The organism is Pontibacter toksunensis, assembly GCF_042686245.1.
Taxonomy (GTDB): domain Bacteria; phylum Bacteroidota; class Bacteroidia; order Cytophagales; family Hymenobacteraceae; genus Pontibacter; species Pontibacter toksunensis.
In genome coordinates, this window is the sequence record NZ_JBHUOX010000001.1 from 326567 (window position 1) to 352330 (window position 25764).

Below are 25764 nucleotides of genomic sequence, written 5' to 3' on the forward strand. Positions count from 1 at the left end.
CTAAAGAGGTACCATCTTAATTTGTTTTTTCACCATAATCCTTAAACCTATGAAAATCAAAAGTCTACTACACCTAGTTGTAGTTCTGTTCGCTGGTCAGTTCCTTTTTTCATGTAGCTCCGCCGAATACTACAAATTCTCGGCGCAAAAGCCGGAAGCTTACAACAAGGTAAAAGAAAAACCTGCCACGGCTGCGGAACAGGCGGAGGCTACCCCTACCATGGCTGAGGTTGCACTTGCCGCCGCTAACCAGGAGGCGAGCGCAACTGAAACAGCACCACCAGTAGAAGCGAACGCCGCAGCAACGGCACCCCTTGTAACGAAGCCTAAAGCTATTGAAGTTGTAAAAGCAGCTGCTGTAAAGGAAAATGCCTCCCTCGAAAAAAGAGAGATAACAGTAGCAGAGGCAGAAGCACTGGCTATGGCCAAAGAGCGACTAGCCAACATGACGAAAGCTGAGAAGAAAGAGCTGAAGAAAGAAATAAGAGAGGCGTACCGCCAGGATCGGATAGGAGGTACTTCTATCATAGAAATTATTCTGGCTATTCTTCTTCCACCACTGGCAGTATTCCTGCACGATGGCATCGGCACTTCGTTCTGGATAAGCATCATTCTGTGGCTGCTGTTCATTATACCAGGTATTATATACGCCTTACTGGTGGTAACTGACACTATTTAAACAGGTATAACTACTCATAAACAAAAGGAGCACTGTTCGAAACGGTGCTCCTTTTGTTTATGAGTAGATTTGACTTAACCTAGTATTTTCGATATCGTTACAGGAATAGCAAGGAGTAATAAAACACGTTCATGTTTTTTTCAATACATCTACCAAATGGAATACAAAGACTATTATACCATACTTGGGGTAGATAAATCTGCTTCACAAGCCGACATAAAGAAGGCGTACCGTTCACTGGCAAAGAAGTATCACCCTGACAAAAACAAAGGCGACAAAGCCGCAGAAGACAAGTTCAAGGATATAAGCGAGGCGTATGAGGTGCTCGGCGACGAAGCCAAACGCCAGCAATATGATCAGCTGGGAGCTAACTGGCGGCAGTTCCAGAATGCAGGCGCAGGAGGCGGACAGTATTACGGGCAGCCGGGAGGCTTCAATCAGGGTGACTTCAATGATATGTTTGGCGGCGGTGGCGGAGGAGGGTTCTCCGATTTTTTTCAGCAGTTCTTTGGTGGGGGCGGTGGTGGCTTTGGCCAGTCGGGAGGCGGCAGGGCCAGAGCACGCAAAGGCCAGGATTATAAGGCAGATTTAGATCTGTCCCTGACAGAGGCCTATACAGGCTCCTCCAGGCTCATTAACCTGAACAACCAGCAGCTTCGCATCACCACGAAGCCAGGAGTAGCTGACGGGCAGCAATTGCGCATCAATGGAAAGGGTGGCCCGGCAACGGGTAGTGGCACGCCCGGTGATTTGTACATCGACATTCGGGTACATCCGGATCCCCGGTTTGAGCGCCGTGGAAACGATCTGTATACCACCTTGCCTGTAGACATGTTCACGGCTATACTGGGGGGGCAGGCGCAGGTAAACACCATGAGCGGATTACTTAAGCTAACGATACCTGCCGGAACGCAGGCAGGTAAAACATTGCGCCTCCGCGGTAAAGGAATGCCAGTTTACGGCAAAACAGACCAGTTTGGAGATCTTTACGTAAAAATAGAAGTAATCTTACCCACAGACTTGTCTGCAGAAGAACGCCAGTTGCTGGAGAAGCTACGGGAAAAGAGGCAGGCAAAAGCAGTATAATTCATGAATCGTTTTTGAAAAGCTTAAAGTCTTTTGCCATGTTAGTGACTTTTGAACAAACCAGAACGTATAGCCCACTTGATGAATTTTTAAATAGCCTTGCGGAGCAACAGCTGACTTATTATGCTTCTGATCTGCTGGAGAAACGCTGTTGCGACAGCATGGAAGAACTGGGGCAGGCGGTGCGACGGGCTACAGAAGTTTGCCATACCATGCACCTGCCGCTCCGCGAGAACTTTAAAGTAGTGTACCGCTCCCGAAACGGGGAAGTAGTGCAGGACTGGCGGCTTTCTCCTATGGCTTACCTGCTCATGGTCATAAACTCCGACTCTCATAAGGACGTTGTGGCCCGGATGCAGGTAGAGATGGTGAAGCGGGTGCTTTCCTCATAAAAATTGGATTGGCTGTGGCAATGCCTCCTGCGATGCCATTACGCTGGTCCAGTTAAACTGCTGGCACAGACGTCGAATGTTTAGCGGTAACTGCGCTTTAATGTTCACAGGTTCACCTGTAAAAGGATGAACGAATCGCAGTTGAGCCGCGTGCAGCAGAAGAGAAGAACTTTCAAAGTGCTCCACGAACATTTTATTATGGCGCCAGTCACCGTGGCGCTTGTCTCCCACTATATAATGCCGAATGTGCGCACAATGCTTGCGTATCTGGTGCATCCGACCAGTTTCGGGCTTTATTTCAATCAGGCTGTAGCGGGAGGTCTGGTAAGGACCTACGGGAATCTGCAGCTCTACAGTAGCCAGGCGGCTATAGTGTGTTACTGCATCCTGTGCCGCTTTGTGTTTGTGGTCTTTATCTGGCTGTATAGGGCTGTCTATAGTGCCCGCTTCAGCCGTATAGCCGCGCACAATGGCATAGTATAATTTATCTGGCAGTCGTTCTTCAAAAGCTTTTACAATAGGAGTGGCCGCCTCCGGCGATTTAGCGAACAGCAGCACACCGGAGGTGCCTCTGTCGAGCCTGTGCACCGTGAACAGGTGGTAGCCTAACTGGTCGCGCAACAGTTGCAGTGCAAATTCCTTATTTTCTTCGGCAATACGCGTCCGGTGCACCAACAAACCATTTGGTTTATTTATTCCAACATAGTGGGCATCTTCGTAAACTATTTCCAACACGTCCTTAAAGTTTAATGCAAAGTTACTGGTCTTGCTATATTTTCCAGCTTTATATGAAATCATCTTAAAGTATGAAGTCTGGACAAAGCAAACGAAAGGACCACCGTATATTCACAGGAAAAAAATTTATAACAAGATATAAAGCTGCAGCGATGGCAATTTCGATGGATAATCTCAGGAAGGGAAAGAAATACCGTATGAAGAACTATGGAGAAGAATTCGAATTCCAGGTAGTCGAGATACCAGAAGACGGTGTATATAAAGTGAAAGACCTCATCACGTTAGACACCTACCTGCTGCACGAATTGGTGAAGTACGGCAAGGGCAAAGATTATGATCTGGATGAACTATAGCCCGGAAGCTAGCTGCGGCTCACTTTACCCTTGTTTTCCCAGTGGCTTTTCTGAATCTCCAGGCTATCCGGTTTCCGCACAATGCGCCTTACATAACGTTCACCGCCTATACTGCCGTCTTCACGTCGGTTGCCAATGAAAAGTGTTACTGGTTCACCATGCTCATTTGTGATGTATGTAACATCCTTTCCCAATAGTTTCTGATCAAACCGTTCTTCCGGTGCATATGTCTTGTCCAGTACCTTAAGCAGTTTCGGGTTAAGAGCCATGCATTTAAGTTTTTTGATTTAAAAATAATCTGTGCTTTAAAAGTAAAGAACACCTCATATCACCTTGTATACTTCTCTCACGGTCCTTAGGATACTAACAGAAAGACAATGTGTGTTAGGAACCCACAGGAGTGTAAATATTCTACTCTTTTTAAGCCTTAAGGCTTATGTATTTCCGGCAATAAGATGTATCTTAATACGTTTAGTCAGGAGGAGAGGGACAGTTATTCAACGCTGTTGTTTTACCTTCGTATACACCCGAATAAGCCAAACCCTATGCAAGTACCACAACCACATTATTACATTTATATTCTTGGCGACCAGCCACGTAGCAGCCTTAGAATCGGAATAGCCGGCGACTTGCAGCAACACATTCAGCAGGTCAACCAGGGCTCTGCTCAGTATGCAGCTGTTGCAGGAGAGCAGCCCAAGCTGGTTTACTACGAACATTATGAAAGAGAAGAGATTGCTCTCAACAGGGAGCGGGAGATAAAGAACGGGGGAGAAGATTTTACACTTCGCCTGGTTGAGTCAATGAACCCGAACTGGTTAGATTTAAGCGATACGCTTGCTTAGAGTGTGTTAACCACTTGAACAACATCATATAAGAGCGATGGCATTAAACCATCGCTCTTGCTTTTTTTATGAAGTTGGAATGGAGGTTGAGCCAAACAACAAAGGCCGTGTTTCATCTCTATGCACATCTACAGCATCAGCAGGTATAGTGAAGGTTGCTACATTAAGCTTACAGCCCTTCCGGCAGATAATGTAATTTTAGTTTAACGGGCTATTCTGTTACCTTTGTGCCCCCAGCGATGCCTGCAGGTGTTGTTTACTGGTACCAGATTTACTCTCTATTGAAAGCGGCATAGTGATCGGGAAACTAATAAGTAAAAGTGAGAATGTAAGGCTGCAGATACTGGTTGTGGCAGTAGGTGTGCTGCTGCTGCTGGCAAAGTTCATCGCCTTCTTCCTGACCAACTCGAATGCTATTCTCACAGATGCGCTGGAGTCTATTATTAATGTGGTTGCTGGCGGCTTTTCGCTTTACAGTCTCCTCTTGTCTGCGCTTCCGCGGGACGAAAACCACCCTTACGGACATGGTAAAATTGAATTCATAGCTGCAACGCTGGAGGGTTCGCTCATATTAGTAGCGGGCAGCATCATCATACTCAAGTCCATTTACAATTTAATTGAACCTGTTCCGATACAACAACTGGACATAGGTATCCTTCTGATTGCTGTGTCCGGAGTTGTCAATTTTATAGTAGGTTATGTCACCACCCAGAGAGGAAAGAACTCCAATTCGATGGTGCTGACAGCGGGCGGCAAACACCTGATGTCGGATGCTTACTCTACCGCTGGCATTCTTCTGGGCCTTGTCCTGATATATTTTACGGGACAGATTTGGATAGACAGCGTGGTGGCCATTCTTTTTGGAGGAATCATCTGCGTGACAGGCGCCCGCATTCTCAGAGGCTCCGTAGCTGGCATTATGGATGAAGCAGACTATGAGCTCCTGAAGGATATTGTACAGGTACTCAATGAAAACCGCCGTGAGAATTGGATAGATATACATAACCTGCGGGTGATAAAGTACGGCTCCACCTTACACATTGATTGTCATTTAACCTTGCCGTGGTACCTCAATGTATTAGAGGCGCATGATGAAGTGGAGGCTGTAGGAAAAGTAGTGCGCGAAAGAATTGATTCCAACATTGAGCTTTTCATCCACACAGATCCATGTATAGAACCATCCTGCTCCATTTGCACCAAAAGAGACAACTGCGATGTGCGGCAGCACCCTTACAAGGCACGGGTAGAGTGGGAGCTTGATAAGGTAATTGCAGACAGGAAACACAGCCTGGACTAAAACAGCTTTAGAGTAAACTTCTTAAACCCGGGAAGTAACTTATTTTTGCAGCAGCATAAACCGCTTACCAGGTAAGGCCCGCACTATCCCTCTGAACTCCAGGTTTAAAAGAACGGAAGCCAGAAGACTCACAGGCACCTGCGCCTTCCAACTCAGGTTATCCATCTGCTCCTCCCGCGTTTGCTGCAGCACCTGAAGCACTTTCAGTTCATCAGGGTTGAAATCTGTAGCATCAAAAACAAGCTTAGTGGCTTTAGTTTTGGCCGCTGCGGCATCCTGTAAGTCCCAGTTCAGCAGCTCCACCAGGTCCTGCGCTGTGGTATAAGCCGCTGCTTTGTTTGTTTTGATAAGGTAGTTGGTGCCTTCTGATAGCGGTGAGGTAATGTTGCCGGGCACAGCCAATACTTCTTTATCATAGCTGTGGGCAATATCGGCTGTAATGAGAGAGCCGCTTTTTATTGCTGCTTCTATAACTATTGTGCAATCAGACATTCCGGCGATGATGCGGTTTCGGGCAGGGAAGCGCGGTGCGTCTGGTTTTGTGCCAAAAACATTCTCCGTCAGTAGCCCTCCCTGTGTCAGCATTCGCTCCGCATACTTACGGTGTGCTGCCGGATATATGATATCCAAGCCGCTGGCCATTACACCAATGGTCGGCATACCAGCCTGCAGGGCTGCCCTGTGCGCCACAATGTCAACGCCATAGGCCAGGCCGCTCACCACCATCACGTTGTACTGCTTCAGCTCTTCTACTATGCGTTCTGTTACATTCTGGCCGTAGGAGGTAATCTGGCGGGTTCCGACGATGCTGATGATGCGAGTCTGGTTCAGGTTGGAATTGCCGTGGTAGTACAACAGTACGGGAGCATCTGCAATTTGCTTCAGGCGGTCTGGGTATTTAGGGGAAGTGTAGAAGAGTGGCTGTACCTCCATCTCCTCTGCCTGCTTCAGCACCTGCTCGGCCTCCAGCAAGGCAGACTTAGCGCCATCTAAAATGCTTTTGGCTTTGCCGCCTCCAATTCCCGGAATCTTGAGCAGCTTGCCCGTTGTGGACTCAAAAACAGCCTTTGGTGAACCGCAGTAACTTACCAGCAGGCGCGTGAGCTGTGATCCTAAACCGGGAAGCTTGGTTAAGGCTATTTCATAAATATTTTGCTCATCCACCATTACAGGCACCGTACGAGTGGATTAAGCTTTTGTGTTCAACTGATTCTTAATCCCCTGCAGGAAAGCCTTTACTTTCTCCAGCGATTCAATGATTTCAATCTTATCCTTTGTCTGCACCGACTTGTTCTTCATCATCTCTTTGGCACCCTGAATGGTATAGCCGCGTTCCTTCACGAGGTGGTATACCGTGCGCAGGTTTTCGATGTCTTTGGGCGTGTACTGTCTATTGCCTTTCTTGTTCTTCTTAGGCTTCAGCTGCTCAAATTCTGTCTCCCAGAAACGGATAAGGGAAGGTGCCACATCAAACTGGGCAGCCACCTCGCCAATACTGTAGTACTGTTTCTCGATTTCTTTTTCTTTATAAGGCATTGCTTTTCTTCTATATTTAGAGTGGCCTCAGCACTAATTTTCGCGCTGATGCTACTGATTACGGCTAATTTATGCTACTTTTGCCTCTAATGAGCTTTTCGGTTAAGCCCATGAGGTGGGATACTGTAAGGCAAAAATTCGTTATTTTTTGTTATTAAACAACAAGTACAGCACTTTGTATCTAAAGGCTTAATACTCATACATGAATTCAGCTGAGATAAGACAGAAGTTTTTTGACTTCTTCGCTTCTAAACAACACCAGGTAGTGCCCTCTGCGCCGCTTGTGGTGAAAGACGACCCGACTTTGATGTTTATCAATTCTGGTATGGCACCCTTCAAAGATTATTTTCTGGGTAACAAACCAGCGCCCTACAAGCGCATTGCAGACACGCAGAAATGTTTGCGCGTAAGCGGCAAGCACAATGACCTGGAGGAAGTAGGATATGACACCTACCACCACACCATGTTTGAGATGCTTGGTAACTGGTCTTTCGGAGATTATTTTAAGAAGGAAGCACTGCATTGGGCTTGGGAGTTATTAACGGAAGTATACCAGCTGCCAAAAGACAGGCTGTATGTCTCGGTTTTCCAGGGTGACGAGAAAGACAACCTGGAGAAAGACCAGGAGGCGTATGACATCTGGAAGACCATGATTTCAGAAGACCGCATTTTGTTCGGCTCTAAGAAAGACAATTTCTGGGAGATGGGCGATACCGGTCCCTGCGGCCCCTGTTCAGAAATACACATTGACCTGCGTACCGAGGAAGAAATTGCCCAGGTGCCAGGGAAAGAGCTTGTGAACAATGATCACCCACAGGTAGTAGAAATATGGAATAACGTGTTCATGGAGTTCAACCGCCTGGCCGATGGCTCTCTCGTAAAACTTCCTGCACAACATGTAGATACCGGCATGGGCTTCGAGCGTTTGTGTATGGCGATTCAGAAGAAACGCTCTAACTACGATACAGACGTATTCCAGCCGATGATCCAGTTTATTGCTGGGGAAGCAGGTGTGAAGTATGGCGAGAATGAGAAAACAGATATTGCCATACGTGTCATGGCCGATCACATTCGTGCAATTGCCTTTGCTATTACCGATGGACAGCTACCTTCTAATAACAAGGCGGGTTATGTGATCCGTCGCATTCTGCGTCGTTCTGTACGTTACGGCTTTACCTTCCTGGACTTCAAGAAACCATTCCTGTACAAGCTAGCGGAAGTGCTGTCTGACCAGATGGCGCATGTGTTCCCGGAGCTGAAGCAGCAGTTAAGCTTTGTGCAGCGGGTAATAGAGGAGGAGGAGAATGCGTTCCTGCGTACACTTGATAATGGCTTGAAGCGCCTGGATACGCTGGAAGAGCGATTCAAAGAAAACAATAATACCATCGACGGCAAAACAGCCTTTGAACTTTACGATACCTTCGGATTCCCACTGGACTTGACGGCGCTAATAGCCCGGGAGAAAGGCCTGAGAGTAGATGAAGCTGGTTTCGGTGTGGAGATGGAACAGCAGAAAAACCGCTCCCGCAATGCCTCTGCCACCGAACAAAGCGACTGGGTGGTGTTGCAACCTGATGTTTCTACTGACTTTGTGGGCTACGACAGGGATGAAGCAGAATCCTACGTTGTGCGTTACCGCCAAGTGAAAACCAAGAACAAGAGCGAGTACCACCTTGTACTGGACCAGACGCCTTTCTATGCCGAAAGCGGCGGACAAATTGGAGACACCGGCTACCTCATCTCCGACTCAGAGCAAATTGAAGTGCTGGACACGAAAAAGGAGAATGATCTGATACTGCACATCACTTCTAAATTGCCGCAGAATATAGAGGCTGCCTTCAAGAGCCAGGTAAATGCGGAGCGGCGTAACTTTATTCGTAAAAATCACTCAGCTACACACTTACTGCATGCTGCTTTAAGAAAAGTTTTAGGTGTGCACGTGCAGCAGCGCGGTTCCCTTGTGAGCGAGAAGCTGTTACGTTTCGACTTCTCACACTTCGCTAAAGTGGAGGAAGCGCAGCTACGTGAAATAGAGCATATCGTAAATGAGCGCATCCGGCAGAGCATACCTTTGGAAGAGCAACGGAATGCCCCAATTGCCGAAGCAAAAGGCATGGGTGCCATGGCCTTGTTTGGGGAGAAGTATGGCGAGTTTGTACGCGTTATATCTTTTGATCGGGAACATTCTGTCGAGTTATGCGGCGGTACCCACGTGTACAATACCGGTCAGATTGGTTATTTTAAAATCATCTCTGAAAGCTCTGTGGCGGCAGGTGTTCGTCGTATCGAGGCAGTGACCGCTACAGTGGCTGAAGACTATGTACAGCAACAACTGAACGAACTGAATGCAGTACGGGAGGTTGTCGGTACGCAAAGCAACTTATCTGGTGCTGTTCAGAAATTGCATGAGGACTTCAAGGTGCTGCAGAAACAACTGGAGCAGTTTGAGTTGAAGCAGTTAGGCACTTTGAAAGAGAGTCTTGTACAGCAGGCACAGCAGCTGGATGGAGTGAACTTTGTAGCAGAACAGGTGGAGGTAAGCAACGCGGATCACCTGAAGAAACTTGCTTTCGACATGCGGCAGGTAGTTGATAACCTGGTGCTGGTCTTGGCTGCTGAAATAGACGGGAAGCCGCAGATTGCAGTCATGTTATCAGATAACCTGGTGTCAGAAAAGAACCTGAACGCCAGCCAGCTGGTACGTGAACTGGCCAAAGAAATCAAAGGTGGCGGTGGCGGACAACCCTTTTATGCGACAGCAGGCGGGAAAGACGCAGCAGGTTTGCCTGTTGTACCCGCTAAAGCACTGGAATTAGTAAAGAACTCATTAAAACAATAATCTGTACTTAAACAGATGGATAAAGAAATAAAAGATAAGTATCAGGCAGTAATTGGTTTAGAAGTGCACGCTCAGCTCCTGACAGAGAGCAAAGCGTATGCTGCAGACTCTACAGAGTATGGCATGCTGCCGAACACCAACCTGAGTGTGATTACTTTGGGCCATCCCGGTACATTACCACGCATCAACAAAAAGGTAGTGGAAATGGCCATTAAAATGGGTCTTGCCACGAACTGCGATATTACACGCTACAACCTTTTCGCGAGAAAGAATTATTTCTACCCGGACCTTCCAAAGGGCTACCAGATTACACAAGATAAAACTCCGGTCTGTACCCATGGCCATCTGGTGGTGAAGAATGCAGAGAACGAGGACAAGCGCATCGGTATCACGCGTATTCACATGGAGGAAGATGCCGGTAAATCGATTCACTTGCCGGGAGAGGTAGAAACCCTTGTGGACCTGAACCGTGCTGGTGTTCCTCTGATAGAAATAGTGTCGGAGCCGGATATCAGGGATTCTGTTGAAGCCTACAACTACCTCACAGAAATAAAGCGGCTGGTAGAATACCTCGAAATTTGCGATGGTAATATGGAGGAAGGTTCTTTACGCTGCGATGCCAATGTTTCGGTGATGCTGAAAGGCTCCAAGATATTTGGTACGAAAGTAGAAGTAAAGAACATGAACTCCTTCCGAAACGTGCAAAGGGCAATAGAACATGAAATAGAGCGCCAGATAGCCATCCTGGAGCGAGGTGAAAAGGTTGAGGGAGAAACGCGTGGCTTTGACGCTAACTCCGGTACCACCACTGCCCAGCGTTCTAAGGAAACTATGAACGATTACCGCTACTTCCCAGAGCCAGACCTTCCACCTTTGGTAATAGAAAAAGAATGGCTGGAAGAAATAAAAATAGGAATGCCGAGCCTGCCGCAGAAGCTTTATGCGCGTTTTGTGGGTGAGTTTGGTCTGCCAGAATATGATGCTGCCGTACTGACAGACGAGAAAGGCATAGCTTTATACTTTGAGGAACTGTGCAACCACACCACGAACTACAAGGCAGCTTCTAACTGGATGATGGGCCCTGTAAAATCTTATCTGAACGAGTTACAGCTGCACATGAGAGACTTTCCGCTTGCGCCGGAACAAATTGCGCAGATAATCTCTTTAGTAGATGAGAACAAGGTAAGCCATTCCATCGCTTCCAAGCAGATTTTCCCATACATGCTGGAGCATCCTGCTACTACAGCACAGCAGGTGGCCGAAGAGCAGAACCTGCTGCAAGAGTCTGATTCTGATGAACTAGGCCAGATTGTACAGGGCGTACTTTCTGAAAACCCTGCGAAGGTAGAGGAATATAAAGCAGGAAAGCAGTCGCTCATTGGTATGTTTATGGGTGAGATAATGAAGAAGACGAAAGGAAAGGCAGACCCTAAAGTAGCAAACAAGCTGCTTCGTGAAAGTTTAAATGCTTAATGCCAACGTATATGAAGTTGAGAAACATTGCGGCAATTGCCTCGGCTGTTGTTGTATTAGCTGGTTGCCAGGGAAATAAAACTGCCTCTAACAGCGGAGAGAACAGCTATACCATCAAAGGAAAGTTGAACAATGCTGCTGCTGGCCCTATTTATCTTTATGAGCTAGGAGAAGTGCAGTTTGAGGCGCGTGATACAGCACAGGTATCTCAGGATGGTACTTTCTCTTTTGAAGGAACTGTAGCAGAGCCAACATTCTACCGGATTGCAACAGACCAGCAAAATGGATTGATGCTGGTGCTGGACAAAGGAGAGATCAATGTCGTAGCGGATGCAAAAGACCTGAACGGTACAGCCAAAGTGGAAGGTTCCGAAGATACCAAGTTGTTTCTGGAGCTAAACCAACTTGTGAATGACACCCGAAGGAAGCAGATGGAACTGGAAGAGCAGTTCAAGAAGGCCATGCAGGAGGGTAAAACTGAGCAGGCAGAACAGGTTCGTCAGGAGTTTATGGTGCTGCAAAACCAGGTGAAGAATTTTATTGCGCAGCATCCTTCTTCAGTTGTTGCCGCTTTCGGTACAGCAAGCCTTGTTGACCCGAACAATGACTTTGCCTTCGCGGATAGTATGTCGACCTTGTTCAACCAGAACATCCCAAATTCTAAATATACTACGCTGCTAAATGAGCGCCTGAAGCCTTTCCGCAGCACAGCGATTGGCCAGACAGCTCCGGATATTTCTTTGCCTACACCAGATGGTGGCTCTAAGTCCCTTTCCTCACTACGAGGAAAGTATGTGTTGATTGACTTCTGGGCCAGCTGGTGTGGTCCTTGCCGCCAGGAGAATCCGAATGTGGTGAGGATGTACAATGAGTACAAAAACAAGGGTGAAGGATTTGAAATATTTGGTGTATCCCTTGACCAGTCGAGAGAAAAGTGGCTGCAGGCAATCGAGAAAGACAAACTCACCTGGCCACACGTTTCTGATTTGCAGGGTTGGCAAAGCAGTGCAGCCTCTTTGTACAATGTAACCGCCATTCCACAGACTGTGCTCGTTGACCCACAAGGTAAAATTATAGCGAAAGGTTTGAGAGGCCCTGAATTGGAGCAAAAGCTGGCTTCCTTACTAAACTAATTCTTTGGCCCCTATTAAGAGACACCTCTCGAACATAAAAAGCAGCTGCCTTTCCATATCGGAAAGGCAGCTGCTTTTTAAACATTATGCTTTTGTTTAAGTTTTAAGAGAGAAAACTCTTGTTTTACTTTATACTCTATAAGAATACCTGCTGCAAGGCTCCCCAAAGCTTTTTCTTATGCTCCGTATCTTTTTCCAGTATAGAGAGTGCCTGAGAAAATACAACTGGCACATCACTTATCATCACCGGGTGGTACAGCGTAAACTTGTCATGCGGCAGTGAGGTTTCCAGTCGGCTGGCAAAGCTGATGATATAATTTACATGTATTGCCTGCTGCAGTTCTTCAAAAAGGGCAGTGGTTCCTGTTTTGTTATTCACGTATGCCACATCTCCAGGATGTAGTCCGATAGCCGCTAAAATCTTTTGCAGGAACTGCAACTGCGGCAGCCTGTCGAATTCATCGTCAGGCAAGGTTACCAGCACTACTATTCCTTTGGCGTTGGCTCCGGCAACTTTGTACCTTACAGCTGCATGTGCTACTGCAGCAGCTGCATCCGGCGACTTAGGAATATGTGGCGTAGCTACAGGGGAATGTTCAGTTATCAGGTTCCTCACATGTGCCTCAGCCTTAGGTTTATCAGGTGCTGGTTTAGGAGCAGGCTTTTTATCAGCTTGAGGTGTCTCATCAACCGCTGCTGAAGAAACAGGTGCAGGCATAAAGGTATCACCATCCACCAGGTAAACGGTTTCGGAGATGAAATTCCGGAGGAATTCCGGATGCATGTTATCTGCCTGTAGACCTGCCATACATTTTATACTTTGTCTATACCCTGCGCATCTTCCTTAATTTCGAAGATGGATTTTAATTCCTTCGCCTCAGTAGGCTTCATGCGGCCAGCTAAAACCAGGCGCAACTGTCGACGGCGCAATGCACCATCATAAAGCTTTATCTCTTCCTCTGTTTCTGGTATAGCTTCCGGCACATCGATGGGATTCCCTAACTGGTCTACAGCAACAAAGGTAAAAAAAGCCTGGTTCGACATTACTTTCTTACCGCTTGGAATATCCTCGGCATACACCACAATGTGTACTTCCATAGAGGAGTTGAAGGCGCGGGTTACCTTAGCCTCCAGTGTTACCACGTTGCCAAGTTTAATACTTTCTGAGAAAGAAACATTGTCTACAGAAGCAGTTACTACTATTCGGTTCGAGTGCCGCTGTGCGGAAATGGCTGAAACAATGTCCATCCAGTGCATCATGCGGCCGCCCATCAGGTTATGTAGGGTATTGGTGTCGTTGGGCAACACCAGCTCTGTCATGATGACGTATGAGTCTTGTACTTTTTTGGATTTGCGCATTATGTTATGCTTGTTTGATGCCGCAAAGATACGCGCAGGAAAACAAAGGAGGAAATATAATTCAACAGTGTGAGCAAAGTGCTGTAGCGAAAGGCACATCCATGAGCCAAGAGCATCACTATATTTCTGCTTCCCACCCCGACTTCCCTAATAGTGGCACAAACTTAAAGCTGCTGAATGCCTCTTTCGTAAATTCATTGGGCGCCACCTGGGTAATACGCATCATTTTCTGGCTCTTTTCATTCCCCACCGGTATAACCAATGAACCTCCCACACTCAACTGCCGGACCAGGCTTTTTGGCACACCCGGAGCACCAGCAGTCACAATTATCTTATCGTAAGGCGCATGGGCTGTAAGGCCTTCTGAGCCATCACCATGAAAAGCATTTGGCTTAAGGCCATACTTCTTAAAAAAAAGAAGCGCCTTCTCATACAGCACGCGGTTGTATTCTATGGTATACACATGAGGTGTTAGCTGCAACAGTACAGAGCATTGGTAACCGGAGCCAGTGCCTATCTCCAGAACTTTGTCCGTCGGTTTCAGGTTCAGCAGTTCTGTTTGAAAAGCCACGGTGTATGGCTGTGAAATAGTTTGTCCTTCCCCAATCGGAAAAGCTTTGTCTTGGTAAGCCTGCTCCAGGAACGCTTTTTCAAAAAAATAATGTCTTGGTACAGCCTCAATGGCAGCCAGCACACGCGGATCGCGAATACCTTTTTGTTGCAAAATTTTGATTAATGCCCGGCGCATGCCCTTGTGTCTGTACGAATCTGCTTCCATTTAAAGTTTATTTATAGTGGTAATGAAGTGGAGAAATGCTTTGCTGTATCACACACAGCTTTGCGAATTTAAGCATAGCGCTTTAAAAACTCTCCTTTAATCATACTTTAACTTCTGAAAAAAGGTGGCGGGGGAGCATTAGCCGGTGAAAAAAGCTAATTTTGTGGAGGTTCAAATCGAGTTGATGTACAGCCATAAAGTTTAGCATGCTTCTTGGTTAATTAGCTGATGATGAAAACACAAAACAGCGGCGAAGTCAACTTCAAGTATTTGCTAAATAAAAATACCAGCCTAAACTAACCCCATAGGTAGTCAAAACAGGGGCGGCCAGTAATCAAATTAAAACAGCAACATGTTTACAGGAATCATAGAAACATTAGGACGTGTGACCAAAATCCGGGAGGAGAACACGAATAAGCATTATACCATCACGTCCCCTTTCACAAATGAATTAAAAATTGACCAGAGCGTGGCGCACAATGGCGTCTGCCTGACCGTGGTAGGTATAGAAGGGGATGCCTATACCGTGACAGCCATAGACGAGACACTGCAGAAAACAAACATGAACAGCTTGCAGGAAGGAGATATCGTTAACTTGGAGCGCTGCATGCAGGCCAATGGCCGTTTCGACGGACACGTGGTGCAAGGGCACGTAGACCAGACCGCTGTTTGTGAATCAGTAGAAGATGAGAACGGAAGCTGGGTGTATACCTTCAGGTATACACCCAGCAAAGGGAATGTGACAGTAGAAAAAGGGTCTATTTGTGTGAATGGTATTAGCCTGACGGTATTGAACTCTAAGGAGGATGCTTTCTCAGTAGCGATTATACCCTATACCTATGAGCACACAAACCTGAAACACGTGAAGCCAGGAGAAACAGTAAACCTGGAGTTTGACATCATCGGCAAGTACGTGGCGCGGCTGCTGGGAAAATAGAATAGAATAGGTTAAGAAGAGGAAGAAAGAGATGTTTAACTCTTTTTTCCTCTGTTGTTACTTACCTCTCATCTAATTACAATCCTGTGGTAAGAAACACCGTAGCCACCCCAGATGCCGAGGCCTCCCTGTATGTTAGACTGGGTGATGTTGGGGGTGCCGATCGGACTGCCGTTGCTATTCTGTTCATTCTCTAAGCTATACCAAAAACGGTAGTGTGGGAGGTCGATAGCGGCCCAGCGGACTATCACTGTGTCACCTACGCCAAAGTAACTGTACAGATCCACATCTACTTCTGCCTGACCTTTTGGCTCTCCACGGTCCAGTGGGAAAGAGATCCTTCTTCCGTTTACCAGTTCATCGTTGAAAACAGAAGTAAATAAACCAGGAAAAAAGGGCTCGTTGTTGCGCTTTGTAAAGTAACGTATGCTGTTTCCTAACGTGTCTGGGTCCGTGTAACTATAGTACAGCACCCGTAGGCTGTCCTGTTTCGGATCAGGGTGGGGCTCTGTCCAGAGCGAATCGAGTGGGTTGAGCTGCGGTATGGTAGTCGTTGCAGTAAGCACACGACCTTCCTCACTGATGCGCAAGGCATAACTTTGACCTGTTTCACCTAACAGTGCATCGGTGGTATACACATAAAACAAGAACCCGCTGTTGCGCCTCAGCTGCTCCACCGGAATGCCAAACTGCAGACTCACCACATTGCTCAACTCTTCTGAAAATGCCGGAGAGGCTACTTCTGTTAAGTTATAGGTTTGCCCGTTGTTTGTCACCGTTACCTGCGCATCGTGCACAAAGCTTTGCTCCAGTGCTTCCAGGGTCAGGTCTGAGAAAACCGGTACCGACCGCGTAAGCACAATAATGGGTGGCGCACCTTGTTCAATATGCCCTTCAACTACTATTTTCTCTTCTCCTTCAGGAAGTATCAAATTCAGATCCTGCTCACAGCTTACCAATAGCAGGAGCATCAAGAAAGCACAAAAGTAGTGTCGTGTTTTCATACTTATTTCCAGCTAAAGTTCCAGGTAACAGCAGGCAGCGGGAATGGGATGATAGAAATCTTCTTCGCCTGCAGTCTCACATTTTGGTTTGTGACGCTTCCTTCGTTGTCAACGTAGTACAGGAAGGGATTTCGCCTCCCGTACACGTTGTAGATGGAGAATGTCCAGCTTGATTTAATTTTTTCTAGTGCCTTTCCTTCCAATGTTGCCGACAAATCGAGGCGGTGTGTCGGTTGCATCCGGAAGCTGTTGCGGTTGCCATACTGGTAATTCACCGTTCCTTCCAGGTAGTAGCGCCGCAGCGGCAGGGTAGTAGCCTGTCCGGTGCCAAAGACGAACGTGCCACCAAAGGTCCAGCGGTTGTTTAACTTGTAGCTGCTCACCACCGACAAGTCGTGGCGGCGGTCGAAACGGGCCGGAAACTCAGCTCCGTTGTTCAGTTTCGGAAATTGGCGTGTTGTTTTCGATAAAGTATAACCAATCCAGCCCTGTAAATTGCCATAGTTCTTGCGCAGGAACAACTCAATGCCATAAGACTTTCCGCTTCCGCTCACAAACTCATACTCCAGATCGCGGTTGCTGGGGCCTGGAGCAAACCCTTCGCGGTACTCTAACTGGTTTTCAAGGTCTTTGTAGTATACTTCCACTGATCCTTCATATTGATTTTGCGCCATGCTCCTGAAATAGCCTACTGCAAACTGTGTGGCATATTGTGGTTTTACGATGGCAGAACTGGGCACCCACACATCCAGCGGAAGGGTAGTGTAGGCGTTAGAGACCAGGTGCAGGTATTGTGCAGAACGGGCAAACCCAGCTTTAACGGAAGACAGTTCATCTAGCGTATATCTTGCAGATGCCCTGGGCTCCCACGTCTGGTATGTTTTAACTTTATCGCCACTTCCATACCGGGTGGAGTCAGTCACGACGTTGTTTTGGTTAAAGTTGTAGTAATTGAATGGGCCCACCTGCATAAAATAGCTGTTGCGCAGCCCCAAATTCAACAACAGCTTATCCGTCACGTTCCAATCATCTGATACATAAAACCCAGTTTCATGGCCATATTTTGGTAATATCCGGGTGGTGCCGAACAATTCACCTGCTTCGCCCTCTGCCTCGCCGGTACGAGGGCGAAGGGTATGGTTCGTATACTGCACACCATACTGCAGGTGATGCCGTACAGACGGAGTATAATCAAAATCGATGTTCAGGCTATAGTCCTCCACACCTGTCTGCAGCACGGTGTTATACCCCCCATAGTCCCAGTTAAACTCGAACTTGTAGTTGCTGAGCACACCCGATACATTCATGAACATCTTATTGTTGAACACGTGGTTCCAGCGGGCGGTGGCGGTGGCGTTTCCCCAGGAAAACTGAGAGGTGAAACGACCATCGGATAATTTCAGATTCCCGATGTCGCGTCCATAGTAGCCACTCAACGTAAGCTTGTCCTTATCTGATAAAGTATAAGTTAGCTTTCCATTCAGGTCATAAAAGCGGAAGGGAATACCGCCTTGCTCTGTATTTTTAAGGACGGGGTTGAATAGGGCGTCAACATAAGTGCGGCGCCCGGAAAAGATAAAGGAAGCTTTTTGTTTGATTATTGGCCCCTGCACCGTCAGCCGGGAAGCAATCAAACCAATGCCACCTTCCGCGCTATAATCTGTCACATCGCCTTCTTTCATTTCGATATCCAGCACAGAAGAGAGGCGGCCACCGTAGCGGGCGGGCATATTCCCTTTTATTAGCGTAGTATTAGAAATGGCATCGCTGTTGAACACCGAAAAGAAGTTAAAGAGGTGGCCGGGGTTGTAAACAGTCGCGTTGTCCAGCAGCACGAGGTTCTGGTCGGCACCTCCGCCACGCACATAAAAGCCGGTATTGCCTTCACCACCCGACTGTACGCCCGGCAGCAGCTGCACTGTTTTCAGAATATCCAGCTCCCCAAAAAGAACAGGAAGTGTTTTTATAGTTTCCATAGGCAGTTCCAACTGCCCCATTGTTGCCGTTTCTGTGATGGGCTGCTGCCGTTCAGCCACAACTTCCACTTCCTGCACGCCATAAGTGGTTGGTGTGAGTTTAAAAGTAAGCTGGCTGTTCTGGTTCAGTTGCAAGAGCTGCTTTGCTTCATCGTAACCAATAGACTTCGCTAAAACGGTATAGGTGCCAGCAGGTGCAAGCAGCATAAAACGTCCATCAGCCGCTGTAATCGCACCCAGGTTACTGCGTTCCTGCAGGGATATGGAGGCTCCTGCCAGTCCTTCGCCTGTCTGGGCATCAGTTACCCGTCCGGATAGCCTGTAATTCTCCTGTGCTGATGCGGGAGCCAGAGCAATAAGCAGCAGAAAAAGAGAAATGAAAATAATATTAATTCGTCGCAAACCTGTTGCTATGTGTAAATCCCTCAAAGAACAGCCTATGGCCTCAAAGGTTTAACGCACCAGCGAAGGATATTTGTTCAAAAGAATGGTGTAGCCGAGCGAACAACAATAAGCCAGGAAGGCACCCAGTAAAGCGCCTCCAATTGTATCTCCGGGGTAGTGCACGCCCAGGTAAATCCGACTGTAAGAAACCACCACTGCCCAGACCACCAGCACAATTTTAAATACTAGGTACCGGTCTGAGAGAATCAGGTTGAAGAACACAGCCAGGGCAAAGCCTGTGGAGGCATGTGAAGACATAAACCCGAACCTCCCGCCGCAACCTTTCACAATGTTCACCACAGCAGAAAGCTCCGGGTCGTGGCAAGGGCGGAGGCGCGCGAAGAATGGTTTGAATATACCGGAGGCAACAAAATCAGCCAGGCCCACGGCCACAATGGCCAGCAGCAGCATCGGGATGCTCTGTTTCCGGTAGCGCCACACCAAGTAAACGATTAGACCCAGGTAAAAGGGAATCCAGACGTACTTGTTCGAAACAAACACCATCACACCGTCCCAGAATGGGCTCTGCATGTCGTTGAGGTACACAAAAAGGTCCTGGTCGAGTTGCTCCAGTTCTTCCATCTACTTCTATTTTCTATTGCACCTGTAGCCAATCAATTTCCTTCTTCAGGTAAGCCTGCGTCTCTTCTTCCGGGCTACCAGCCTCTGGTTTAAAGTTATAAATCCAGGAGGCGTGGGTAGGCAGGCTCATCAGAATCGATTCAATGCGCCCTTTTGTGAGCAGGCCGAACTTGGTGCCCCGGTCATACACCAGATTAAACTCCACGTATCGGCCACGGCGCAGCAACTGCCATTGCTTCTCCCGCTCCCCATAAGGTAGGTCACGGTTCTGGTTCATGATGGAAGTATAGAATGGAATAAAAGCATAAGCCACATCCTGTACAAAGGCAAAGCGTTCCTGAATGGTGAATTCTTCGTTCGCCGATAACCTATCAAAGAAAATGCCTCCCACACCACGCGTTTCCTCCCGGTGCTCGTTGTAAAAATAATCGTCGGCCCACTTCTTGAACTCCGGGTAATAAGAAGGATGGTGCTTTTCACATACCGCCTTCATCTGCTCATGAAACTGCTTTGCCTGTTTCTTGTCCAGGTAAATAGGCGTAAGGTCTATGCCGCCGCCAAACCAGGCTTGCCCATCTCCTGCTTCAAAGTAGCGCACATTCATATGCGTGATGGGTACCATGGGGCTGTGCGGGTGCATCACGACCGAAACACCTGTTGCAAAATAGTTTGGGTCCGGCATCAGCAGCATTTTCATGAAAGCAGGGGAAAGCTCTCCTTCCACAGCAGAGAAATTAACGCCGCCTTTCTCCAGCACAGAGCCGCCCTCTATTACACGTGAAATGCCGCCTCCGCCACTCTCATGCTGCCATTCGTCAGCACTGAAGGTAGCACCACCGTCACAGGTCTCTAAGGCTTGGTAAAGGTCTTTCTGAAACTGGCGCATGAACGCCTCTACTTCTTCTCTGAACATGTTATATAGCTACAGAATGTAAAACAAACACTTGAGCACCCTGTATATATACCGGCTAGCAAGCCCATATGAATCAAGGGTAAATTTTACCTGATGAAAATCAGAAGCTTAGCTTTTAGAGCTTCATCTGGGGTAAAATTACCAAATGTATTGCGTACAACCGAAGCAAGAGGCAAATTTTAGGAAGAGACCGGAAATTTGTAAATTCGGGCAAACCCACACAAGATTATGGTAAAAGATTCCTTTGAAGAGGTAAAGCTGGACGTTGATCTCTTAAAAAAAGCTTTCCGACTCATGATAACTGCCAAAACCATGGCAGACACTTACGAAGATAACAAAGCGATCTGTAGCAAGTATGTGCACAGCACGTCCCGCGGACATGAAGCCATTCAACTGGCGGCCGCTTTCCAGCTACAGCCTTACGATTACGCCGCCCTCTACTACCGCGATGATTCTATGCTGCTGGGCATAGGGCTGCAGCCCTACGAGCTCATGCTGCAGCTCATGGCCAAAGCCGATGATCCTTTTTCAGGAGGACGCACATACTACGGTCACCCATCTATGAAAAGAGACGGCTTCCCGACCATTCCGCATCAAAGCTCTGCCACCGGCATGCAGGCTATTCCGGCTACAGGTATGGCGCATGCTGTTTCTTACCTGGAAGGGCAGGGGCTGTTGCAGGGCGAGGAGAAGCCTGTGGTGCTTTGCTCTATAGGAGATGGTGCTGTAACGGAAGGAGAGGTGTCAGAAGCTTTCCAAATGGCAGTGCTGAAGGACCTGCCGATTGTGTACCTGGTGCAGGACAACGACTGGGGCATTTCGGCCACTGGCAGGGAAATGCGTTCTATGGACGCCTATGAATTTGCCGCTGGTTTTAAAGGGATGGAGCGCTTGCGCGTTAACGGTTCCGATTTTGAAGAGGCTTACGAAGGAATGCGCGTGGCATTTGAATATGCTCGAAAAGTGCGTAGACCGGTGCTGGTGCATGCAAAAGTTCCGCTCCTGGGCCACCATACCTCCGGCGTGCGCCGTGAGTGGTACAGAGGTGATAACCTGAAGCAGCAGGAAATAAACGACCCTATCCCGCAACTGCGCCAGACACTTTTAGAAGCGGATGTTTCTGAAGATGAAATAGAGGCACTGGAGCAGGAGGCAAAAGAAAACGTGGCACAGGATTATCAAAAAGCCCTGAATGCCCCAACTCCTGATCCAACTACTTTTGATCAGCATGAATTTGCACCCACACCTGTAACAGAAGAAAAAGGCGAACGCAGCCCTGCTGGTGCTGAAAAAGTAACCATGGTAGATGCCGCCCTGCATGCAGTAGATGATATCCTTAAAACGTATCCGGAGGCACTGTTCTATGGCCAGGATGTGGGAGGAGAACTGGGAGGTGTGTTCCGGGAGGCTGCCTTGCTGGCCAAGAAGTATGGCGATGCACGTGTTTTTAATACACCGATACAGGAAGCATACATCGTCGGCTCTACGGCCGGTATGTCGGCCGTGGGAGCCAAAGCCATAGTTGAGATCCAATTTGCCGACTATATCTGGCCTGGCATTAACCAGCTTGTAGAGGAGCTGTCAAAAAGCTGCTACCTCTCTATGGGGCAGTTTCCTGTGCAGTCCCTTATCAGGGTGCCTATAGGAGCTTACGGTGGGGGCGGGCCTTACCATTCCGGAAGTATAGAGTCTACGCTGCTGAATATCCGAGGCATTAAAGTGGTCTTCCCTAGCAATGCGGCTGATATGAAGGGCTTGATGAAAGCCGCTTTCCTGGACCCGAACCCCGTAGTAATGCTGGAGCACAAAGGCATTTACTGGTCTAAAGTGCCGGGCACCGAAGACGCTAAAACAGCAGAACCTGACGCTGATTACATCCTACCACTCGGCAAGGCGAGCATTGTGCAGCAGGCTGATGAGCAGGAAGTGCGCATGGGCAACAGTATGGCCGTCATTACCTATGGCATGGGCGTGTACTGGGCTAAAACGGCATCAAAGGAATATCCAGGAAGCATTGAAATCGTTGACCTCCGCACGCTGAACCCACTCGACTATGATACAGTGCGGGCATCTGTAGAGCGGCATGGTAAGGCGCTGGTGCTGACTGAGGAGCCGCTGATGAACTCTTTCGCAGAATCCCTGGCCGGACGCTTATCGAAAGATTGCTTTCAGAAGCTGGATGCTCCGGTTTATACCTTGGGTGCCGCTAATTTGCCAGCGATTCCGCTCAATGTGGAGCTGGAAAAGATGATGCTGCCGAATGCAGAGAAAGTTGCCGCCGCGATGGAAGATTTGTTGAACTACTAAAGTTGAAGGCAACCAACCAGAGGAAAGATAAAAGCATTAAACTGATTTCACTGCCATACTATGAAAAAGAGGCTGCCCTTTTAGAGCAGGCTCTTTCTTTGACTTAATACTCATTTACATAAAGCTCCTCCCATAACTAAGCCTTTCCTATTCGTTAGCACGGAGTGGAACAGTTTCCAGTCTTTGGTTGAGCGCCTGGGGGAAGGGGCCCTCTATTGCAAATGTTGTGGTGCCAAACAAAGAGAGGCAGCCGGAGCAGAGCTATAGATGGCCCCTTCCCCACAACGGGACCCCACGGCCTAAAGAGCACAGCGTAATTGCCATAAAACAGTAGGTTTGATGCCGTTGTATGAACTGCCACTACGGCAGCTTAAACTGCATTCCTATAGAATAAACTTCATTCGATGTAGTATTATTCCTCTCGTACAGTCTCAGCCGGACGACTTGATAATAGAAACAAACCTGTCTTCGTTTTGAGCTCCAACGAAGCGGCATGTTGTGGTGCATTCACAGGCCAATCCGTTTGAATTAGTCTGTTTCAGGATGATCATGATAGCAACAGAACGTCCCGCTGGGACTAACTGATGCTTTACTACCACTTGCCTTGAAAGACTGACGAATTGTACAGAAGCGAAATCAGAAAGGGTAGCCTATACCAATCTGAAGGGTGCTCTGGCTATTCCTGGTAAAGAAGTCGGAGAACCTGAAGTCATCCAGGATAAAGCGGTTACCATAGAGCCCTCCCGGGTCATATACCTTAGTTGCAAGGTCGAAGCGGAGTATGAGAACGGCCAGGTCGAAACGTATACCGAAGCCGGTGCCTACTGCCAGCTCTTTGTAGAACCTGTTGAATTCAAAGTTTGCCTTTGGGCGGTTCACGTCTTCCTGCAGCAGCCACACATTCCCTGCATCCACAAATACGGCCCCATTCAGGAAACTAAAGATATTAAAGCGGTACTCAACATTTGCTTCTATGAGTACTTCACCAGGCTGCTCTAAGCTAAAATCACGTTCTACACCCACACTATACGGTTCTTCCGGATTGTCTACTTCCACAGGTTTTATAGAAGCATAAGAGCCCAGGCCCAGGCGGCGCGACTGCCAGGCACGCACGCTGCTGGCACCGCCAGCAAAAAAGTGCTTTTCGTAAGGCAATACCTCAGATTTAAAAATAGGAGAGGCAACACCTCCACTCAGGCGGTAAACAAAATAACGTTGTTTTCCCAGCGGGATGTAACGGCGGTAATCAGGATTGATTTTGGCATACTGGAAAGTCTGCAGGTTATTATACCCGATGTCCAGCCCCAGTTCTTTCGATAAGCCACCTACTTCAACGAGCGTCCGGAAATACCTTGCATTCCTGGTTTGCGTGAAATCGTTGGTGTTATAGATGAAGTTAAACCCAATAAAAGAAATGATACCATCTGAGAAGCTCTCGATCAGCGACCTGCTGCCCTCGCTGTTATTGATAAGGCTCTGCCGGAAGGTATTGTCCAGTATCTCTCCCTGCACAATGTTCAGGTTAACCGGCGAGAAAATGAACTGCATGACAGGTGGGCGAAGCGGGTTTCTGATAATTTGCCAGATATAGTCGAGGCCAAGCTGGTAGCTTGTTCTGGTGTACTGTTCGCGGTCGCTGCTCGTATAGCCGGAATAGATACGTGTTCTTGGGCTGTATTCTGATAAAAGGCTCTTGTTGGTGAAAGGGAAGAGGATAACAGGGAACGACAACGCCGCATCAGCGCCAAACTCCTTGATAAGCACGACATTATTTGGATCAGTAAAACTCGCCTGTCCCTCAATACCACCTCTCAAGCCCAGATCCAGGTTTTCGGCTCCGCCAAACACATTGCGCACGCGTAGCCTGATACTGGCAAAAGGCCCAGGTACCCTTTCAGTATAGTTCAAACCTACCTCTATTGTCTCCTGAAACTTCTTGGCCGGCAAGGCATTGATATAAGCGTTCAGGAGATAGCTGGAGTCAGAAGTAGTCTCCAGCTTACTGTAAAGCACGTTGTTGAACTGGAACACATCCAACTCGGCCAATTTGCGCTGTGTGGTGGAGGTGCGTAACTGGCTGTAGCGCTGGCCAGGGTAAATGTCAATCTTTTTATCGAGGATTTCAGGTGAGAATTTGTGCTTGTACGCTACATAGTGGATGCCATTGTACAGGATCGTATCTCTGGGAATGCCAAAACGGTCGGCGTCGGTTTTAAAATAAACTTTGTTCAACGTGTACAGCCTATGCGTGGAGTCCTGCTCAGGGTTTTGAATAATGGTCTTGATGGTTGCAGCTCGTCGCGTAGAAAAGGTGTCTACCTCAAACTCGATGTAAGCACGGGCGAAGTCAAAGTAGCCGCGGTTGCGTAGGAGTGTGTAAATACGGTCTCTTTCTGCCGTTAAAATATCCTCATCATATTTTTCACCAAGCTGCAGCAAAGAGCGGTTGGCAGTAGATTGCACCAACTGGCGTATATCATCATCCTGTATGCCATAGGTAAACTCCGTGTACCGGTAAGGAACATTTTCCTCTATGTTAATAGTGACTGTTACGAACTTGTCATCTTTTACTTCCTTCCGGTAACTGGTCTGGTGGTTGAAGTAACCCTTGGCATTCAGGTAAATGTCAATCTGATCCATCGTTTCCTCCATCAAGGTAGAATCATAGATGGCGGGAGGCTCCCCAAGCTGCATCAGAAAGTTGCCTTCTTTCATTCTTTCCTCCAGCCTCTCGATGCGGGCATCAAATTTTAGCCGCTGGCGTTGTATCTTTGCTGAGTCAGTGCCGGCTTCTTCTATTTTTTCCTTCTTTCTGGCTTCCTGCTTTTGTATTCGCTCCTGAATCTGCTGTGGGTCGTAAAACTTTTTGCCAAAATTATAAAGCGCCAGGTAAGGAGTGGAGCCTAGTACCAAGCGATTTGGGTCCTGTTGGTAAAGTGCTTCGATGGCAGCGGGATCAACTGTTTCCAGTCCTTCAGGTTTAATGCCTACCAGCAGCCTTTCATCTTCGGCTAAATACTTGGTAGGCACACAAGACTGCACGCATAACATTGTGAATACCAGAACAGATATGTATAATCGTGATTTCAAATGTTG

Annotated in this window: 23 protein-coding genes; 11 read left to right on the forward strand and 12 right to left on the reverse strand. The window is 47.8% G+C overall.

Translation table 11 applies throughout. The features are described from left to right. The first annotated feature begins 49 nt into the window (after window positions 1-49). The 3 genes from ACFS7Z_RS01450 (at window position 50) to ACFS7Z_RS01460 (ending at window position 2157) form a co-directional block, all read left to right on the forward strand. On the forward strand, window positions 50-679 hold the full coding sequence (locus tag ACFS7Z_RS01450) for a YqaE/Pmp3 family membrane protein (protein ID WP_377479775.1): 630 nt from the start codon (window positions 50-52) through the stop codon (window positions 677-679). Window positions 680-835: 156 nt separating this feature from the next. Further along, complete coding sequence (locus tag ACFS7Z_RS01455; protein ID WP_377479778.1) at window positions 836-1765, forward strand: DnaJ C-terminal domain-containing protein; 930 nt, start codon at window positions 836-838, stop codon at window positions 1763-1765. Between the two features lie 38 nt (window positions 1766-1803). Then, window positions 1804-2157, forward strand: a complete 354-nt coding sequence (locus ACFS7Z_RS01460) for a hypothetical protein (protein ID WP_377479781.1) — start codon at window positions 1804-1806, stop codon at window positions 2155-2157. On the opposite strand, the gene ACFS7Z_RS01465 is transcribed toward ACFS7Z_RS01460, so the two are convergent. After that, window positions 2152-2955, reverse strand: a complete 804-nt coding sequence (locus tag ACFS7Z_RS01465) for a pseudouridine synthase (protein ID WP_377479784.1) — start codon at window positions 2953-2955, stop codon at window positions 2152-2154. The genes ACFS7Z_RS01460 and ACFS7Z_RS01465 overlap by 6 nt on opposite strands. A 134-nt stretch (window positions 2956-3089) precedes the next feature. On the opposite strand from ACFS7Z_RS01465, the gene ACFS7Z_RS01470 reads away from it, so the two are divergent. Next, the gene (locus ACFS7Z_RS01470) at window positions 3090-3245 is read left to right on the forward strand and encodes a hypothetical protein (RefSeq protein ID WP_377479787.1); all 156 of its coding nucleotides are present in this window, start codon (window positions 3090-3092) and stop codon (window positions 3243-3245) included. Between the two features lie 8 nt (window positions 3246-3253). On the opposite strand, the gene ACFS7Z_RS01475 is transcribed toward ACFS7Z_RS01470, so the two are convergent. Next, window positions 3254-3514 carry a hypothetical protein gene (locus ACFS7Z_RS01475; protein WP_377479789.1) on the reverse strand — a complete coding sequence of 87 codons (261 nt, stop codon included), beginning with the start codon at window positions 3512-3514 and terminating at the stop codon, window positions 3254-3256. 276 nt (window positions 3515-3790) lie between these two features. On the opposite strand from ACFS7Z_RS01475, the gene ACFS7Z_RS01480 reads away from it, so the two are divergent. Together ACFS7Z_RS01480 and ACFS7Z_RS01485 are read left to right on the forward strand one after the other, a co-directional pair. Continuing rightward, window positions 3791-4090, forward strand: coding sequence for a GIY-YIG nuclease family protein (locus tag ACFS7Z_RS01480; RefSeq protein WP_377479792.1), 300 nt, complete (start codon window positions 3791-3793; stop codon window positions 4088-4090). Window positions 4091-4385: 295 nt separating this feature from the next. Next, window positions 4386-5387, forward strand: a complete 1002-nt coding sequence (locus ACFS7Z_RS01485) for a cation diffusion facilitator family transporter (RefSeq protein WP_377479795.1) — start codon at window positions 4386-4388, stop codon at window positions 5385-5387. A 39-nt stretch (window positions 5388-5426) separates the two neighbouring features. Here ACFS7Z_RS01485 and dprA read toward each other — a convergent pair whose 3' ends face one another. Together dprA and ACFS7Z_RS01495 are read right to left on the reverse strand one after the other, a co-directional pair. Then, on the reverse strand, window positions 5427-6554 hold the full coding sequence (gene dprA / locus ACFS7Z_RS01490) for a DNA-processing protein DprA (RefSeq protein ID WP_377480642.1): 1128 nt from the start codon (window positions 6552-6554) through the stop codon (window positions 5427-5429). Between the two features lie 21 nt (window positions 6555-6575). Beyond that, a complete protein-coding gene (locus ACFS7Z_RS01495) occupies window positions 6576-6923 on the reverse strand; it encodes a MerR family transcriptional regulator (RefSeq protein WP_115565859.1) in 348 nt (115 codons plus the stop codon). 202 nt (window positions 6924-7125) lie between these two features. Between ACFS7Z_RS01495 and alaS the strand changes: the two genes are divergently transcribed. The 3 genes from alaS to ACFS7Z_RS01510 are packed head-to-tail and all read left to right on the forward strand — an operon-like array spanning window position 7126 to window position 12368. Further along, complete coding sequence (gene alaS / locus ACFS7Z_RS01500) at window positions 7126-9762, forward strand: alanine--tRNA ligase (RefSeq protein WP_377479799.1); 2637 nt, start codon at window positions 7126-7128, stop codon at window positions 9760-9762. 15 nt (window positions 9763-9777) lie between these two features. Continuing rightward, entirely contained in the window at window positions 9778-11235 is a 1458-nt protein-coding gene (gene gatB, locus ACFS7Z_RS01505; protein ID WP_377479801.1) for an Asp-tRNA(Asn)/Glu-tRNA(Gln) amidotransferase subunit GatB, read from the forward strand. A gap of 11 nt (window positions 11236-11246) precedes the next feature. Beyond that, window positions 11247-12368 (forward strand): redoxin domain-containing protein, encoded by a 1122-nt coding sequence (locus tag ACFS7Z_RS01510; RefSeq protein WP_377479804.1) that lies wholly within the window; start codon window positions 11247-11249, stop codon window positions 12366-12368. Between the two features lie 136 nt (window positions 12369-12504). Here the strand turns inward: ACFS7Z_RS01510 and ACFS7Z_RS01515 are convergent, their stop codons facing one another. From ACFS7Z_RS01515 to ACFS7Z_RS01525, 3 genes are all read right to left on the reverse strand, one after another. Further along, on the reverse strand, window positions 12505-13176 hold the full coding sequence (locus tag ACFS7Z_RS01515; protein ID WP_377479807.1) for a hypothetical protein: 672 nt from the start codon (window positions 13174-13176) through the stop codon (window positions 12505-12507). Window positions 13177-13181: 5 nt separating this feature from the next. Then, window positions 13182-13727 carry an acyl-CoA thioesterase gene (locus ACFS7Z_RS01520; RefSeq protein WP_377479809.1) on the reverse strand — a complete coding sequence of 182 codons (546 nt, stop codon included), beginning with the start codon at window positions 13725-13727 and terminating at the stop codon, window positions 13182-13184. Between the two features lie 118 nt (window positions 13728-13845). After that, window positions 13846-14505 (reverse strand): protein-L-isoaspartate(D-aspartate) O-methyltransferase, encoded by a 660-nt coding sequence (locus ACFS7Z_RS01525; protein WP_377479813.1) that lies wholly within the window; start codon window positions 14503-14505, stop codon window positions 13846-13848. A 352-nt stretch (window positions 14506-14857) separates the two neighbouring features. Here ACFS7Z_RS01525 and ACFS7Z_RS01530 point away from each other — a divergent pair, with 352 nt between their 5' ends. Further along, window positions 14858-15442, forward strand: coding sequence for a riboflavin synthase (locus ACFS7Z_RS01530; protein ID WP_377479816.1), 585 nt, complete (start codon window positions 14858-14860; stop codon window positions 15440-15442). A 68-nt stretch (window positions 15443-15510) separates the two neighbouring features. Here ACFS7Z_RS01530 and ACFS7Z_RS01535 read toward each other — a convergent pair whose 3' ends face one another. The 4 genes from ACFS7Z_RS01535 to hemF are packed head-to-tail and all read right to left on the reverse strand — an operon-like array spanning window position 15511 to window position 20361. Then, a complete protein-coding gene (locus ACFS7Z_RS01535) occupies window positions 15511-16446 on the reverse strand; it encodes a DUF4249 family protein (RefSeq protein WP_377479819.1) in 936 nt (311 codons plus the stop codon). 2 nt (window positions 16447-16448) lie between these two features. Continuing rightward, a complete protein-coding gene (locus ACFS7Z_RS01540) occupies window positions 16449-18824 on the reverse strand; it encodes a TonB-dependent receptor (protein ID WP_377479822.1) in 2376 nt (791 codons plus the stop codon). A 51-nt stretch (window positions 18825-18875) separates the two neighbouring features. After that, on the reverse strand, window positions 18876-19448 hold the full coding sequence (locus ACFS7Z_RS01545; RefSeq protein WP_377479825.1) for a phosphatase PAP2 family protein: 573 nt from the start codon (window positions 19446-19448) through the stop codon (window positions 18876-18878). Between the two features lie 13 nt (window positions 19449-19461). Next, window positions 19462-20361 (reverse strand): oxygen-dependent coproporphyrinogen oxidase, encoded by a 900-nt coding sequence (gene hemF, locus ACFS7Z_RS01550; RefSeq protein WP_377479828.1) that lies wholly within the window; start codon window positions 20359-20361, stop codon window positions 19462-19464. A 228-nt stretch (window positions 20362-20589) separates the two neighbouring features. Here hemF and ACFS7Z_RS01555 point away from each other — a divergent pair, with 228 nt between their 5' ends. Next, entirely contained in the window at window positions 20590-22668 is a 2079-nt protein-coding gene (locus ACFS7Z_RS01555) for an alpha-ketoacid dehydrogenase subunit alpha/beta (RefSeq protein WP_377479831.1), read from the forward strand. Between the two features lie 636 nt (window positions 22669-23304). On the opposite strand, the gene tamL is transcribed toward ACFS7Z_RS01555, so the two are convergent. After that, on the reverse strand, window positions 23305-25758 hold the full coding sequence (tamL, locus tag ACFS7Z_RS01560; RefSeq protein ID WP_377479834.1) for a translocation and assembly module lipoprotein TamL: 2454 nt from the start codon (window positions 25756-25758) through the stop codon (window positions 23305-23307). Window positions 25759-25764 lie beyond the last annotated feature (6 nt).